Raw genomic sequence first — 16,319 nt, forward strand, 5'->3', positions numbered from 1 at the left:
ACAAGATGTCATTTCTGGGGAGATCGCGATGACTGACGCAAATGATTATGACGAAGTTGATGAAATTGAAGTAGATGAAGATGAAGCTAAAGCTGCTGAAAAAGGCGCAGCTGTAAGCGAAGATAAACCGAGCGATACCGATGTTGCTGAGGCAGAAACCTTAACCGTAACAGCCAAACTCAAACAGCGCCAAGCGCTTGAAGATGAGGTGGCAGCGTTCTTAGCACGTGGTGGTCAAATCACTGAAGTGCCAAGCGACGACAGCATTCGTGACTAAAAAAAGCCTCGCAATTGCGAGGCCTTTTTTTTAAGCTTTATCGGTGAGTTCTAAGGCACGTTGATAAGCAATTTTTTTCTTAATGCCGGTTAAATCTGCTGCCAATTGAGAGGCGGCTTTTACAGATAAATCTTGCAACAAACGTGTGAGTAATTGATCAAGCTTTTCTTGTTCTAAATCTTTTTCAACCGTGGCACCGCCAACAACTAAAACAATTTCGCCTTTTTGTTGATTGTGGTCATTTTTAACAAATTCAACCAATTCACCCAAAGTCATTTTTTGAATGGTTTCAAAGGTTTTAGTAATTTCACGGGCAAAGCCAACTGCACGATCTGCACCAAATACATCAGCCATATCTTGCACACAGTCTAAAATACGATGTGGTGCTTCATAGATAATTAAGGTTTGAGTTTCATCTTTTAAGCGATTGAGATGTAACAAGCGTTGTGATTGTCGAGAAGGTAAAAAACCTTCAAAACTAAAACGATCACTCGGTAAGCCCACGGCACTTAAGGCTGCAATTGCTGCACAAGCACCCGGTACAGGAATCACACGAATGCCTTTGGCTTGTGCTGCACGGACCAATTTAAAGCCCGGATCACTAATCAATGGCGTGCCTGCATCACTAATCAATGCCATATTTTCGCCATTGCTTAGGCGCTCAATTAACTGATCAATTTTGTTACTTTCATTGTGCTCATGGCAAGCAGTGAGGGGTGTGTTAATATTAAAATGTTTGAGCAATTGCGCTGAGGTACGCGTGTCTTCGGCTGCAATCACACTGACTGATTTTAGTACTTCAATCGCGCGGTAGGTGATGTCATCTAAATGCCCAATTGGCGTAGCGACCACAAATAACTGAGCACTCATTTGAACTCTCCTCAACAATAAAAAATAACAGCAATCGGCTATTTTACCTGAAATTGTGGCAGCAAAGGGCAACTATAGCTTGAAATCATAATTTGATTGAGCGAGGTGAGCGATGCGTTTATCACAACAGTTGGGACAATGGGCCGAACAGCGCGCCCAACACTATTTACAACAGCATGGTTTTACCTTGCTGCTGCGTAACTTTTATAGTCGTTTTGGGGAAATTGATTTAATTGTTGCAAAAGACCACGAATTAATTTTTGTTGAAGTTAAAGCTCGCCAACCCACACAGTGGGGCCGTGCCTGTGAAGTGATCACTTTAGCCAAACAGCGCAAGATTATGCACACGGCTTTGTTATTTTTGCAGCAATCTCCACAATATGAGTCATATGCTGTGCGTTTTGATGTGATTTGTATCGATTTTTTACAACCAATTGCAAAAATACCACAGCAAGGATTTTCAAGCCACGATTATGATTTGGCTTGGATCGAAAATGCTTTTACTTTTGATGCAAACTTGATTAGGCTTTAAAACAGTTAACAATAACAAGTGGATGAGGAGACCGATTGCGTGTTTAGCCGTATTGCTGTAACTGTATTATGTATTGCTAGTTTATCTGGTTGTGCCAGTTTTATTTCTCAAGGTACAGGAACTGCGCCTGTGGGTGTAGATAGCGGTGCGCGTTCGCTTGGTCAAGTATTTATTGACTCCTCTATTGAGCGTACAGCCAAAATTAATTTATATAAACTTGATACTCGCTTTAACCAATCGCGAGTTAATTTTGAAAGTTTTCACGGCAATGTATTACTCACCGGTCAAGTGCCAGATCAGCATTTAAAACAATTGGCAGAAGACAATGTCCGTGCCATGACGGATGTGAAAACGGTACATAACTTTATTACTGTGGGTGCTCAAATTGGTTATAGCACCATTATGCAAGACACCACCGTGACCGCCAATACCCGTGGTTTATTAATGAAAGCGCCTGTGGTTGCAGATTCTAAAGTGCGTATTCATACCGAAAATGGTGTGTTGTATGTGATGGGGCGCTTAAACGCTGCAGAAATTCAAGATTTAAATGCTGTTTTACAGCAAGTGGGTAATGTCAGCAAAATTGTTACTTTAGTGGATAATATTCAACAGCCCGCCGCTCAAAATCCTTTAGCCAATCCGTTGCTACAACCTGCTGTGGCTACGCCACTTGCCATTGATCCGAATCAACAAGAGCCAAGCTATGGGCTTTGAGTTGCCTATGCGCCGTGTTAAGGAAAAAGTGGCTTTAGCACGCGCGATGTATCAAGATTTTCGTCCTTATGACGTGGGCACTTATGCGGTGAATCGTTTTATTGCCCAAACCGGCTATCGGGTGAAAACGCATATTGCTTACGGAGAGGCATTACGTCAGCATTTAGATCTATATTTAAGTGATCAGCCGCGTCAGGGTCGGCCTTTGATTGTGTTTGTACATGGCGGGGCATGGTCGCATGGGCATAAACAAGACTATCGCTTTGTCGGTGAAGCATTTGCTTGTGAGGGCTATGATGTGGCTATTATCAATTATCATTTAGCCCCAACACATATTTTCCCGACCTCTATTGATGATTTGGCTATTGCGCTGAATTATTTACATGCCAAGCAACAGCAACTTGAGATTGCCACTGAAAATATTATTTTGATGGGGCATTCAGCAGGGGCATTTAACGTGATGTCGGTGCTATATAGTGCTCAAGCTTATGATTTGACATGTCGTGAACAGATTCGTGGCGTAATTGGTTTAGCAGGCCCTTATCATTTTGATTATAAAGATGATCCTTTATGCGCAGATGCATTTGATCAACAATTGCATTACGCTCATGTCATGCCTTATTATTTTGTAGAAAAAAATGCGGTGCGCCATTATTTGTTTGTGGCTGCTAATGATAAAATTGTGCATCCTAACAATGCCCTTGATTTTGACCGAGCACTGAAAGCTATAGGCAATCACTGTGAAATCATCAACATACCACGTACTGGGCATATTAGTTTAATGGGTTCGGTGGCGCGTTTGTTTAGCCGCTATTTTTCCACTAAAAAGCAGATTTTAGCCGCTTTAGAACGCGCTTTGACTTAAAGCCATGCTTTGGTGTCATCCGCCACGGCATGTCCTTGGGTCACATGCATAATCATGGCATGCGCAATACTGCCTGCAAATGGAATCTCAGGCAGTTGATCAAATTTAAAAAAGGCGGCATCGCTAATTTCATCTTCTTGCAGGACTAAATCACCGCCTGCATATTCAGCACGAAAGGCGAGCATCAGATTGCTTGGAAATGGCCAAGGTTGGCTGGCTAAGTATTGTAAGTTTTTCACGTCAATACCCACCTCTTCTAAAGTTTCACGACGTACCGCTTCTTCGAGTGTTTCACCAACTTCCACAAAACCTGCAATGAGGCCATAGACTGGGCGAGGGTTGCGCGCATTTTTAGCCAATAAGACTTCGTTGTCGCCACGGGTAATAATGGTAATCACGCAAGGCTGTACCCGTGGATACTGATGATACTGGCAACTTGGGCAGACCATGGCAAATTCATGCGTATGGACTTGGGTTTTTTCGCCACAATGGCTACAAAAACGATGATTGCGGCGCCACTCTAACAGTTGCACGGCACGGCTAGCATCTTCAAATTGTTTTTTACTCCAAAGGGTCAATAACTGCCGAATGGGCACCAATTGAAAGCCTTCAGGAATCACGTCATTGGGACTTAAATCACGGGCAATGACATCATTGTTGCTATTTAAGTCCAAATCATCGCTTAATCGTTCAACCTCAGGCAATTGAAAGTTTTGATCGACCAACAGTTGTTGTTGATGAAAGATATAAGCGATAGACATTAGGCGGCATTCTTCAGTTTTTGACTATTTTGCAATGCTACATCAAACATGCTGTGGAGAACAGGTTGTTTGTTTTTAAGATTATCTACAAACAAATCGGCGCTGGCCAAAGGTTCAAGTACCGCATCCATTTCATGGGCCGCAATGGTTTGTGATGCATTGAAACGTGCCTGTACAAAGTCTGCGGCAAGTGACAAAGAGCGTTGACCTTGATCGGCATTTAAGAATAACAACGCGCCACCAATTTCACGCAATTGTGAAGGAATCGCTTCAAGTGATGCAAGGTCTTGATCATGTACATATTGCACCAATGTTTGGCTAGACAACTCAATTAAAGCTTTGGTTTCACTGAGCAATACCGCATGGGCATCATCCAAACGATCCAAAGAGATATTGAGATTATGTACACTTAATTGCAAACGACTTGAGGTATGTTGACGCTCTAAAATACCAATTGAGTTCATGGCAGATTGAATGCAACCCATGACTTGTTCAGCAAAACTTGGATCTTTGAGATTGGCAGGATTAAAAGCTTGCGCTTGACGACGTAAATCTTGCGCTGCATCTTTTAAATCAAGTACCACCAATACATTGGCCAACTCTTCAAATTTATTAACTAATTCTTGGGCTTTTTCTGGTGGCATGTTTTGGAAATTATATTCAATATCATTGCGTAATTGGCTAATTTCTTGGCGCAATAATTCGCTAATGGTATGAATAGTATCAAAATCTGGGCCATATAAATGGCGACTAAACACCTGTAATTGAGTGTCGGTGAGTAAGTCTTCACTGGCACCTAATTGCTCACGAATTTGCTGTGCAGTGTCATTGTCTTGGCTAATACATAAACTTAATACATTGGCAAGGCTTGGCACAGTTGCGCTATAAGCCTGCGGTTGTTGTACAAACGCGGCAATGTGACGTTCAATTTGAATTAAGCTACGCAAACGAGGCTGTGACAGACGAATCTGATCCATATGTTCAAATGCTAAAAGCACCAATTGCCAATATTGTTGACTTGGCGTATCAGTGCTCATAGAGGCCATATAGGCGCCCACAATTTTTAAAGCTTGCAAATCTAAATCATTGTGCTGTTGGGTGAGGATATTGACCAAAGACAATTTATATAGACGATGTACAAAGTTTGATTTTTCTAAATCAGGTGCGAGTGGTAAATTAAAATTCGGTTGCATGCACGCCAATAAATATTCAATTTGATGACCATCTTGGGTCAAAGGACGCCCTAAAGCCAATTCCAGTTTGTTGAGTGTACTGAGTAAAAATTGTGGCACTTGTACTTCACGCAAACAAATAAACTCAATATAGCGTTTAAGTAAACTTGTACCATCACTTAACGCCACCACATCTGGTAGATGAATGTTGTGCGGTGCTTGCATGATATGACGCATTAAGTCGGCACAGTATTGCGCCACTTTTGCCACGCTTTGCATGTCAATTAAAGCCAAAACTTGCGCGCATTGATCAAATTGATTTAATGCATCTTCAATGCCAAAAGGCAGGCTTTGATCTTCAACCAAGCTGTTAACGGCTGCTTCAACCAAATCAATGGAGCTGTCTACTTCATTTTTTATTATTAGTAGCGCTGTTGGGTCGAAATGAATAGAGGTTTGGTAAGACATAGATCTGCACCTATCCTAAAAGTTTTATCCGTAAGGTGTGCTCAAGCACACAGAATGTTTATGTGTTTCACTATAACGTAACTCTTTTATAATTAAATACAAAAGAGTGACAAAAATTAAGCTTTTATTTGGCGAAAAGGCAATTTTCGCCATGTTTTTCAAAATATTGTTTGACCCAGTTCTCATGTTGCTCAAGTTCTTGGGGCGATGGTAAAACCACCAATAAGCCATCACCTTCTACCACGCGTCCGCCGCCGGCATTGTATTCTTCGCTGTGCGATAAAGCTTCGATGTCAAAAGCCACCTGACCACCGGTCATGGCCAAATAAACATCTGCTAAAATTTCAGCATCGAGTAAAGCACCGTGGAAAGTACGATCACGCTCTTTAATTTCATAGCGCCGTGCTAAAGCATCAAGTGAGTTTTTCTGCCCCGGATGTTTAGCTTTGGCCATTGCCAAGGTATCGGTGACGCTACACACCGCAGAGAGTTTACCTAAACCCACCCGTTCAAACTCCATATCTAAGAAGTTCATATCAAAGGTGGCGTTATGAGCAATGATTTCGGCGCCTTTTAAGTATTCATATAAGACGTCGGAAATTTGGGCGTATTTAGGCTTATCTTTTAAAAATTCATCGGAAATACCGTGGATGTTTTCAGATTCACCGACTGGCTTTTCAGGATTAATATAAATATGGATTGAGCGACCGGTGAGTTTACGGTTGATCATTTCAATGGCGCCGACTTCGACAATTCGGTCACCATCTTGGAAATAAAAACCGGTGGTTTCGGTATCTAAAATAAATTGGCGCGGGCCATGTAACTGTAATTTAGCCTCAGTCATCACAATCTGTGGATGTACTGACGAGGTTAATTTAGACTCGGTTTCGGTTTCGGTTTCGGTTTCGGTTTCGGTTTCGGTTTCGGTTTCGGTTTCGGTTTCGGTTTCGGTTTCGGTTTCGGTTTCATCTAAATGATCATCAACCAGATCAAAACCAAAAGGGTCATCTAAGAGCCAATCAGGTTCGTTGTTAGGTTGAGGTGTGCTTTTGCCACGCGCCGTTTGATCGGCACCTAAATTGGCCAATTGATCCGCCATTTCGTTGCCTGGATTGCCGGCATGACCTTTGACCCAACGCCAATCTATATCACGTCCTTGAGTAATCTGATCTAAAGCTTGCCAAAGATCTGGATTTTTAACGTTTTTCCAATTTTTCTTTTTCCACCCCACAATCCATTCGGTAATGCCTTTTTGCACATAGGTGGAATCTGTCCAAATAATGAGTTTGGCATGGGCAGGACATGCGCGAATCCCTTCAATGGCGGCGGTGAGTTCCATACGGTTGTTGGTGGTGTCAAATTCGCCACCGCAATATTTTTGCTCAGACTGATCAGCATAAATGAGATACGCACCCCAACCGCCTAGGCCAGGATTGCCACGGCAAGCGCCATCTACATATAGGGTGATTGTTTCAGTCATAATGTAATCCGTAGTCCACAACAGGAAAAGTGCAAGTTCAACATTGTAAACTGAAAAAGTGACCGATGTTACGCTTAGCCGACTCGAAGCGGCTTTTTTTTAAATTCTTGTAACATTAATCCTCAAATCGCGCTAAATTATCCCCTTGAGTCTAGGGCATGCTCCTCTACAATGACCACGCTCAACAATAATTTTTAGTCGTAGTTTTTGGATTCTTGTGTATGTATAAAGCAACCACGCACCTGTGGCAGTCAAAAGGGCCTTTATTTAAACTGACCGTATTGGGTTCAGCATTCGTTGCTTTGGGGATTAGTGGTTGTTCATCTACACCGTCGTCATCGTCCAGCCAAAAAATACAACAAACTCAAATGTTGGGCGCCAACGGCATGGATGGCTTAGAAGATTTACTCTCTGCCACCGACATGCGTGCAGTAGAAGGTGATCGTCTATTGGTACTCAAACATGGCGATGTATGGAAACGTATGTTGGTCGGTTTTGATATGGATTTAAGCCGCCGTGATTCACGTATTGAAGCGCAGCGTGGTTGGTTTATTTCTCGTCAACCGTATATTGATCGTTTAAGTGCGCGTGCTTCGCGTTATTTGTATCATACGGTCAAAGAAGCCGAGCGCCGTGGTTTACCAACTGAATTGGCATTACTGCCGATTATTGAAAGCTCTTATGACCCTGCAGCAACCAGTTCAGCAGCAGCTGCGGGGCTTTGGCAGTTTATTCCAAGCACCGGTAAAATTTATGGTTTAAAGCAAACCAGTCAATACGATGGGCGCCGTGATGTGGTGGAATCGACCCGTGCGGCATATGAATTTTTAGGCAGTTTATATAATCAATTTGGCTCATGGGAATTGGCATTGGCATCTTACAATGCGGGTCCTGGGCGTATTCAACAAGCCATTAACCGTAATAAAGCAGCAGGCTTGCCAACCGATTATTGGTCACTGAAATTACCACAAGAAACCATGTACTATGTACCGCGTTTTCTTGCTGTGGCACAAATTATTAAAAATCCAAGTGCTTATAATGTGACCTTGCCATCTATTGCCAATCGTCCGCATTTTCGTGAAATTCAAGTCGGTCCTGTGGCGCTCAATGACATTGCGCGTATTACTGGTTTAAGTCGTGCTGAGTTGTATCAACTTAACCCTGGGCATCGTGGGGAATATGTAGATGCAAGCAGCCCAATGCGTATTTTAATTCCTGCAGATTTAAGCCCAACCATTGATGCGCGTTTAAAAACCTTACATGGGGGGCAGGCTAATTTGGTGGCAAGCGCCCCAAGTACCACGCCAAGCGGTTCGTTTAAACCTGTAACACCAACTAAAGCGGCACCACCTCCGATTATTACCAGCAGTCAAACAGTGACTCAAAGCACAACCACTACTCGACCAAGCGCGACCACACCAAAAGGTTCAGCAGCCTTGGCAGCTTTTGCCAGCAATATGGATGTGCCAAGTGCACCACGTATTCCAGTGGCGGTTACCCCCGCGGCAAATGTGCAGCCAGTACGTACTGAACCAGCTTTAAGTGCGGCAGAACGTGAAAAAGTTTTAGCTGCGCTTGCTTTAGAAGAACAAGCTCAAGTTGCGGCAGCTTCGCAGCCCGTTGCCTCGCAAGCTGAGCAAGCTCAAGTTGTGGCTGAGTTAAAACAAATCACGCCACAGGGCACTGAAATTGTTGATCCAGTGGATGGTAAAATTAAGCTTACCGCCTTACAAACCAGTCAATCCATTGCAGAGCAAAGCGGTCAAGAGCTTAAAAAAGGCTTCTCTTATCCAAAAGGTGTGGCTGATAACACCAGTCCAACTTCAGAAGAAGCCAAGTTAAATCAGGGCAAAAATGTCATTCGTACTGCATCAGACATTGTGGTGGTACCACCAAAAGGCAAACGCAGTACTTATGTGGTGATGCCAGGTGACAATCTGCAAATGATCGCCATGAAAAATGGCGTGAACTGGCGCGATGTTGCCAATTGGAACCAAATTGATCCAAATGCAGTACTGTATGTAGGCACTACGATTTATTTATATGATGCCAAGCCAGTTGCAGCAACGCCTGAAGCAGTGAAACCTAAAAGTGTACCTTATGTATACACGGTACGTGCCAACGATACCTTAAGCGGTATTGCGGCTGAATATGGGCTAAGCCTTAAACAATTGGCAGATTACAATAATTTAACCGTGACGAGTGGGATTTTTTCAGGACAAAAACTGCAGCTAAAAGACAACCCACAAGCTAAAAAAGTTGAAGTTGAACAACCAAGTGCTAGTAAGATCAAGACAAAAAGCTATACCGTACAACGTGGTGAATACTTAGCAGTTTTGGCAGATCGTTATGCTTTATCTAATCAAGCATTGGCAGATTTAACTGTAGGTTTGACGGCAAATAGTCAACTCATGGCAGGTCAAAAAATTAATGTGCCTTTAACTGAAGCTGTGGCCAATACCACACCAAGCGTGGCTCAAGACAAAGTTGACAGCAAAGCGCTCAAACCGAATATCAAACTTGAAGCCTATACAGTAAAACGCGGCGATAGTTTATATAGCATTGCCAGTCAAGCCAAACTCAGTGTGGCTGAACTTGCAGCACTGAATGACATGGCAGCCAATCAAAGTTTATACGCAGGGCAAACTTTACAAGTGCCATTAGGTTATCAAGTGCCTGAGCAATATACAGTACAAGCCGGCGATACTTTAACGGGCATTGCCAATCGTTATGATTTAAGCATGGATGAGATTGCCAACTGGAATGGTCTGGGGCGCAATAGTGGTTTACGTGCAGGCCAGCGTCTGAGTTTAAGCCCTGAAGCAGAAAAAAGTACGCCTGTTGCTCCTGCTAAAGCTAAGACCAATAACACCTCAAAAATGCCTGAAGTATATGTGGTGAAAAGTGGTGACAACTTAACTAGTATTGCAGCCAAATACCACTTGCAAGTGAGCTATTTAATGCAACTTAATGACTTAACTAGCAGCATTGTACGCGTCGGGCAACGTTTAAAACTTGATGGTGAGCTTGAAGCCAAAGCTGAGCAAAAAGTTGAAAAAACAGCTGCGCCAATAAGCAATAAAACGGTCATTAAAAACAGCCGTACCGAAACCTATACAGTAAAATCTGGTGAATCTTTATATGCCATTGCCAAGCGTTTAGAGATGTCGTCATCTGAATTGGCAAGCTTAAATAACTTAAGCAGCAACGCCAGTTTACGTGTGGGGCAAAGCATTCACATTCCAAAGAAATTTACCGATTATCGAGTGAAAAGCGGTGATACTTTAATTGGTTTGGCAAGTCGTTATGGCTTAGCGCAAAATGCTTTGGCTGAATTGAATGATTTGACCCCAAATACTCAATTGCGCATTGGGCAAGTGATTCAAGTGCCAAATCTTTAAGGATTGATCATGCGTCTGTTGGCCGCTTTGGCAGTATTGATCGCAGCACCTGTGCACGCGGCAATGCAAACCACCTCTTATATTGCGCTGCACGGTCAGCCGCAATATAGCGCACGTGGTTATATGCCATATGCCAACCCATCTGCACCCAAAGGCGGCTATATCACTAGCGCCGCCAATGGGACTTTTGACAATTTAAACAGCATGAATGGCAAAGGCACCGCAGTCGATGGTGTCAATTACTTATTTGATAGTTTAATGAGCTCATCCTTAGATGAACCGGGGGTGATGTATCCACTTTTGGCCGAGCGGGTCAGTTTTGATCCCAAAAACTTAACCACGGTCACTTTTGAGTTAAATCCTCAAGCCAAATTTAGCGATGGTTCGGCTGTGACAGCCCAAGATGTTAAATTTACCTTTGATGCCTATCTCAGCAAAGCCAATCCTGGCCTACAAATGTATTTATCAGATTTGGCGCGCACCGAAGTATTGGCACGGCATACAGTACGTATGCATTTAAAATCCAAAAATAACACTGAAATGCCACTCATTTTGGCGCAATTGCCGATTTATTCGGCCAAAGATTGGCAATCGCGTGATTTTAGCCGAGTCACTTTGCAGCCCATTTTAGGTTCAGGGCCTTATCGGATTGAAAAAATTGATGCCGGACGTAGTATTACCTATCAGCGTAATCCACAGTATTGGGGAAAAGATTTAGCGGTCAATCGAGGGCGTTATAATTTTGATCGCATTAAATATATGTATTACCGTAATTTAGAGGTTGCCTTTGAAGGCTTTAAGTCCGGTCAATATACGTTGCACGAAGAATATACGGCGCGTAAGTGGGTAACGGAATATGATTTTCCTGCCATGCAGCAAGGTATGGTGGTGAAATATCGCTTTAAACATCAAAACCCAATTCCAACGCAAAGTTTTGTGTTTAATACACGCAGAAAAGCCATGCAAGACATTGCCTTTCGTCAAGCCATTACCTTGGCTTATGATTTTGAGTGGCAAAATAAAGCCTTGTTTTATGGACAATATCAACGTTTACAAAGTTATTTTAGCAACAGTGAATTACAAGCCAAAGGCCGCCCCAGTGCAGCCGAGATGGCGATACTCAAACCCTATTTAAGCCAACTTGATCTCATTCAGCGTCAAGCTGTGTTGCTCGATTGGCGTTATCCTGTTTCAGACGGGAGTGGTTTTAACCGCAGTAATTTACTCAAAGCGCGTCAATTGTTGTTAAAAGCAGGTTATCGTTTTAAGCAAGGTCAATTGCTAGATAGCAAAGATCAGCCGATTGTTTTAGAATTTTTGATTCATCAAGATGGCTTGCAACGTACATTGATGCCCTTTGTACGTAACTTAAAACGTCTAGGCATTCAGGTCAAAATTCGTCATGTGGATGTGCCGCAATATATAGAGCGTATGCGGCGTAGCGATTTTGATATGACCACTAGTGTGATGCCACAATCATTAACCCCGGGCAATGAGCAAGCACAACTGTGGAGTTCTCAGTCGGCCAATCAACCGGGCAATTATAACTATGCTGGTATCCAAAATCCGGTGATTGATGATGCCATTCAACAGCTGATTCGTGCGCCAAACCGTCAAGCATTGGTGCTGCGTACCCAAGTGTTAGATCGTTTATTGCGTGCCGGTTATTACCAAATTCCAACCTATGGCAAAGGTGAACATTGGTTGGCCTATTGGAACATGTATCAGCAACCCAAACAAAAACCTAAATTATCAACAGGAATTGATTATTGGTGGAGCGATGCCAAGCAAGCCGCTAAAGTCCGCCAATATTTAGGACAAAAATAATCCACACAGGAGTGGCATGGGCACTTATATTTTAAAACGCTTGCTGTTGATCATTCCCACTTTGTTTTTTATTTTATTGATTAACTTTGTGGTGATTCAAATTGCACCTGGCGGACCGGTCGAACAAGCCATTCAACAAGCGCAAAGCTTTGCAGGACTTGGCCATGTCAGTGGTGGCGAAACAGCAGCAACTTCCAATGCTTATCAAGGTGCTCAAGGCTTAAGTGATGAGATGGTGGCCAAAATTGAAGCCCAATATGGCTTTGATCAACCCATGCATCTACGTTTTTGGGATATGCTTAAAAGTTACTTAAGCTTAGATTTTGGTACGAGTTTTTTTAAAGATAAACCGGTCACCACCTTGCTTTTAGAAAAAATGCCGGTGTCTTTGTCTTTAGGTTTGTGGAGCACTTTGCTGATTTATTTGATCTCGATTCCATTGGGGATTAAAAAAGCCCGTCAGCATGGCAGTGTTTTTGATCAATCTACGTCGATGTTATTGGCCATTGGTTATGCCATTCCGGCTTTTGTATTTGCCATTTTACTGATTGTATTTTTTGCCGGTGGCAGCTACTTACAATGGTTTCCATTACAAGGTTTGGTCTCGGAAAATTTTGCTGATTTAACTTTGCTTGGCAAAATCAAAGATTATGTTTGGCATATGAGCTTGCCTTTACTTGCCATGGTCATTGGCGGCTTTGCCGGGTTAACTTATCTGACCAAATATTCCTTTATGGAAGAGTTGTCCAAACAATATGTACTTGCAGCACGCGCCAAAGGCTTAAGCGAGTCACGCGTGTTGTATGGGCATGTGTTTCGTAATGCCATGTTAATTGTGATTGCCGGTTTGCCTGAAGCTTTGGTGGGGATTTTCTTTGTCGGTAATTTGTTTATTGAGATTATCTTTAACTTAGATGGTTTGGGTTTACTTGGCTTTGAAGCCATTGTGCAGCGTGATTATCCGGTAATTTTTGGCAGCCTATTTTTATTTACCCTACTTGGTTTATTGTTACGTTTAGTCAGCGATGTTTTGTATCAAGTGATTGATCCACGTATTAACTTTGATGCACGAGGGGGCAAATGATGTCGCCCATTATGCAGGCGCGTTTACAACGCTTTAAAGCCAATCGCTTAGGTTTTGGCTGCTTGATCATCTTTAGCATGATTTTTGTCTTGTCACTGGCGGCAGAATTGATTGCCAACGATAAACCTTTATTGGTCAGTTATAAGCAACAACTTTATTTACCAGTCTTTAAAGCCTATCCTGAAACCACCTTTGGTGGGGTATTTGAAACCGAAGCCGATTATCAAGACCCTGCTGTACACGCGCTGATTCAAGAACATGGTTGGGCTGTGTGGCCGATCATTCGCTATGCTTATCAAACTCCAAATTTAGATTTAACCGTACCGGTGCCATCGCAACCCACCTCAGATAATTGGTTGGGTACCGATGATCAAGGCCGTGATGTTTTAGCACGCATTTTATATGGGTTACGTGTGTCGTTATTGTTTGGCTTTGCTTTAACTCTAGCTTCTGCTGTATTAGGGATGATGGTGGGTGCCATCCAAGGCTATTATGGTGGTTGGATTGATTTGATTGGGCAACGCATTTTAGAAGTATGGGGCGGTTTACCCATGTTATTTATGGTCATGATTTTGGTGAGTATGTTTACCCCTAATGTCTATTGGCTGTTTTTTATTATGCTGTTGTTTGGTTGGCCAACGTTAGTGGGTTTGGTGCGTGCTGAATTTTTACGTGCCCGTCATCTCGATTATGTACGTGCTGCACGGAGCTTAGGGGTAGCTGATCATAACATTATCCTTCGGCATATTTTACCCAATGCCATGAGCTCAAGCTTGTCGCAGTTACCGTTTATGCTGACCGCCAATATCACTGCGCTAACCGCACTTGACTTTTTAGGTTATGGTTTGCCACCAGATGCAGCCTCTTTAGGTGAATTATTATTACAAGGTAAAAACAATCTGAATGCACCGTGGCTGGCGTTATCCGGCTTTTTTACTTTGGCGATTGTGCTATCTCTACTAATTTATATTGGCGAGGCGACCCGTGACGCATTTGACCCAAGACGTCAATAAATTACTTGATGTACGTGGCTTAAACATTCAAACCCACAGCCAAACCTTGCTGCACGATTTAAGTTTTGAGCTTAAAGAAGGGCAAACTTTAGCCATTGTGGGGGAAAGTGGTTCGGGTAAATCCATCAGCAGTTTGGCTTTACTGGGTTTGTTGCCTAGTACCTTGCAGGTGTCCGGCCAAGCCATATTACAACAGCAAGATTTATTGCAATTAGCGCCCGCGCAATTAGGTTTTATTCGTGGTCAAAAAATTGCCATGATTTTTCAAGAACCCATGACTGCACTTAACCCGCTGCATCGGGTAGAAAAACTGATTGGCGAGAGTTTAAGGCTACAAGGTTTAAGCAAGCCTAAGACCCGTGAGCGCGTGATTGCCTTATTACAGGATGTGGGTATCCCACAACCCAAAGATAAGCTTAGACGCTATCCACACGAGCTCTCAGGCGGACAAAGGCAGCGTGTGATGATTGCCATGGCTTTAGCGCAAGACCCCGAGATTTTAATTGCCGATGAACCGACCACCGCGTTAGATGTCACTTTACAGGCGCAGATTTTAGATTTGCTTCAAAATCTACAGCAGCAGCGTAATATGGCCATGATTTTAATCAGTCATGATTTAAATTTAGTCAGGCGCTATGCCAATCAAGTGATTGTGATGCAACACGGTCATGTGGTGGAGCAAGGTTTGGTGCAAGATGTTTTTGCTCAGCCCAAACATACCTATACCCAAAATTTACTCAATCATGATTTTGGCCAAGCTTTACATGTGCCAGCACAACAGGTGTTGCTAGATTTGCGGCAAGTGGCAGTCAAGTTCCCAATTAAACAAGGGCTGCTCAATCGGGTAAAAGATTATGTGGTGGCAGTTGAACCTTTAGACGTACAGCTACAACAAGGCAGATCGCTTGGCATTGTCGGGGAAAGTGGTTCAGGTAAAAGCTCACTTGCATTAGCCATCGCGCGCTTAATTCCAAGCGCAGGTAAAATTGTCTTGTTGGGGCAAGATTTAAACGCTTATGACGAAAAACAATTACGCCCTTTACGTCGTGATTTGCAAATTGTCTTTCAAGATCCATTGAGTAGCTTAAATCCACGTTTAAGCATTGAGCAAATTATTGCTGAAGGTTTACAGGTACAAAAACTTGCCGCCACCGAGATTAAACAACGCGTTGAACAGGCTTTAATACAAGTGGAATTGCCGCTTGAGTTTAAACAACGCTATCCGCATGAACTCTCAGGAGGACAGCGTCAGCGCGTGTCCTTGGCGCGTGCTTTGGTGCTACAGCCAAAACTGATCATTTTAGATGAACCGACCTCCGCACTTGATCGAAGCACGCAGCGCGCGATTGTGGCATTGCTCAGACGCTTACAACATGAATATGCCATGACGTATGTGTTTATTAGTCATGATCTACATGTGGTACGTGCGCTATGTCAGCAGGTCTTGGTATTGCAGCATGCCAAAGTGATGGAACTGCAAGATACAGAAGATTTATTTTTAAAGCCAAAAACCGCCTATACCCAAGCTTTGATTCAAGCGAGTCAATACGCAGATTAAAGTATGAGTGGGTGATGTGATGATTCAAATCTCAGGTTTGAATCATACAGACATAAAAAAGCCCAAGTCTTAAATGCTTGGGCTTTTTGTAGAGTTTAACACTCGAATATGGCGTCCCTACGGGGATTCGAACCCCGGTTACCGCCGTGAAAGGGCGATGTCCTAGGCCTCTAGACGATAGGGACGTCGTGTGAAGTAAGCTATTTTAAACCAAGAATTTTATGGCGTCCCTACGGGGATTCGAACCCCGGTTACCGCCGTGAAAGGGCGATGTCCTAGGCCTCTAGACGATAGGGA

13 protein-coding genes and 1 tRNA gene are annotated in these 16,319 nt (G+C 43.1%); 9 read left to right on the forward strand and 5 right to left on the reverse strand.

Annotated elements, in window-relative coordinates; translation table 11 throughout:
* The first annotated feature begins 28 nt into the window (after positions 1–28).
* On the forward strand, positions 29–277 hold the full coding sequence (locus tag Q0017_RS07090; protein ID WP_298144586.1) for a hypothetical protein: 249 nt from the start codon (positions 29–31) through the stop codon (positions 275–277).
* Between the two features lie 30 nt (positions 278–307).
* On the opposite strand, the gene rsmI is transcribed toward Q0017_RS07090, so the two are convergent.
* Complete coding sequence (gene rsmI, locus Q0017_RS07095) at positions 308–1,147, reverse strand: 16S rRNA (cytidine(1402)-2'-O)-methyltransferase (RefSeq protein WP_298144589.1); 840 nt, start codon at positions 1,145–1,147, stop codon at positions 308–310.
* A gap of 112 nt (positions 1,148–1,259) precedes the next feature.
* Between rsmI and Q0017_RS07100 the strand changes: the two genes are divergently transcribed.
* Genes Q0017_RS07100 through Q0017_RS07110 form a run of 3 tightly spaced genes read left to right on the forward strand, consistent with a single transcriptional unit; the run spans position 1,260 to position 3,258 of the window.
* The gene (locus Q0017_RS07100; RefSeq protein WP_298144592.1) at positions 1,260–1,679 is read left to right on the forward strand and encodes a YraN family protein; all 420 of its coding nucleotides are present in this window, start codon (positions 1,260–1,262) and stop codon (positions 1,677–1,679) included.
* Between the two features lie 39 nt (positions 1,680–1,718).
* Entirely contained in the window at positions 1,719–2,393 is a 675-nt protein-coding gene (locus Q0017_RS07105) for a BON domain-containing protein (RefSeq protein ID WP_298144594.1), read from the forward strand.
* Positions 2,383–3,258 carry an alpha/beta hydrolase gene (locus Q0017_RS07110; RefSeq protein WP_298144596.1) on the forward strand — a complete coding sequence of 292 codons (876 nt, stop codon included), beginning with the start codon at positions 2,383–2,385 and terminating at the stop codon, positions 3,256–3,258. The genes Q0017_RS07105 and Q0017_RS07110 overlap by 11 nt, the downstream gene beginning before the upstream one ends.
* Here the strand turns inward: Q0017_RS07110 and nudC are convergent.
* From nudC to dnaQ, 3 genes are all read right to left on the reverse strand, one after another.
* Positions 3,255–4,019 carry an NAD(+) diphosphatase gene (nudC, locus tag Q0017_RS07115; RefSeq protein ID WP_298144598.1) on the reverse strand — a complete coding sequence of 255 codons (765 nt, stop codon included), beginning with the start codon at positions 4,017–4,019 and terminating at the stop codon, positions 3,255–3,257. The two genes, Q0017_RS07110 and nudC, sit on opposite strands and share 4 nt — an antisense overlap.
* Complete coding sequence (locus Q0017_RS07120) at positions 4,019–5,659, reverse strand: chemotaxis protein (protein ID WP_298144601.1); 1,641 nt, start codon at positions 5,657–5,659, stop codon at positions 4,019–4,021. Before Q0017_RS07120 ends, nudC begins: the two co-directional genes overlap by 1 nt.
* Before the next feature lie 124 nt (positions 5,660–5,783).
* Positions 5,784–7,139 (reverse strand): DNA polymerase III subunit epsilon, encoded by a 1,356-nt coding sequence (gene dnaQ / locus Q0017_RS07125; protein WP_298144604.1) that lies wholly within the window; start codon positions 7,137–7,139, stop codon positions 5,784–5,786.
* A gap of 221 nt (positions 7,140–7,360) precedes the next feature.
* Here dnaQ and Q0017_RS07130 point away from each other — a divergent pair, with 221 nt between their 5' ends.
* The 5 genes from Q0017_RS07130 to Q0017_RS07150 are packed head-to-tail and all read left to right on the forward strand — an operon-like array spanning position 7,361 to position 16,022.
* Positions 7,361–10,540 carry a LysM peptidoglycan-binding domain-containing protein gene (locus tag Q0017_RS07130; protein WP_298144607.1) on the forward strand — a complete coding sequence of 1,060 codons (3,180 nt, stop codon included), beginning with the start codon at positions 7,361–7,363 and terminating at the stop codon, positions 10,538–10,540.
* A 9-nt stretch (positions 10,541–10,549) separates the two neighbouring features.
* Complete coding sequence (locus Q0017_RS07135; RefSeq protein ID WP_298144610.1) at positions 10,550–12,367, forward strand: extracellular solute-binding protein; 1,818 nt, start codon at positions 10,550–10,552, stop codon at positions 12,365–12,367.
* A 16-nt stretch (positions 12,368–12,383) separates the two neighbouring features.
* Positions 12,384–13,451, forward strand: a complete 1,068-nt coding sequence (locus Q0017_RS07140; RefSeq protein WP_298144612.1) for a microcin C ABC transporter permease YejB — start codon at positions 12,384–12,386, stop codon at positions 13,449–13,451.
* Entirely contained in the window at positions 13,451–14,464 is a 1,014-nt protein-coding gene (locus Q0017_RS07145) for an ABC transporter permease (RefSeq protein ID WP_298144616.1), read from the forward strand. The genes Q0017_RS07140 and Q0017_RS07145 overlap by 1 nt, the downstream gene beginning before the upstream one ends.
* Positions 14,445–16,022: an ABC transporter ATP-binding protein gene (locus tag Q0017_RS07150; RefSeq protein ID WP_298144618.1), complete on the forward strand. Its 1,578-nt coding sequence runs from the start codon at positions 14,445–14,447 to the stop codon at positions 16,020–16,022. The genes Q0017_RS07145 and Q0017_RS07150 overlap by 20 nt, the downstream gene beginning before the upstream one ends.
* A 109-nt stretch (positions 16,023–16,131) precedes the next feature.
* On the opposite strand, the gene Q0017_RS07155 is transcribed toward Q0017_RS07150, so the two are convergent.
* Positions 16,132–16,207: transfer RNA gene (locus Q0017_RS07155), tRNA-Glu, on the reverse strand.
* Positions 16,208–16,319 lie beyond the last annotated feature (112 nt).

The sequence above is a fragment of the uncultured Acinetobacter sp. genome (genome assembly GCF_947624825.1).
Taxonomy (GTDB): domain Bacteria; phylum Pseudomonadota; class Gammaproteobacteria; order Pseudomonadales; family Moraxellaceae; genus Acinetobacter.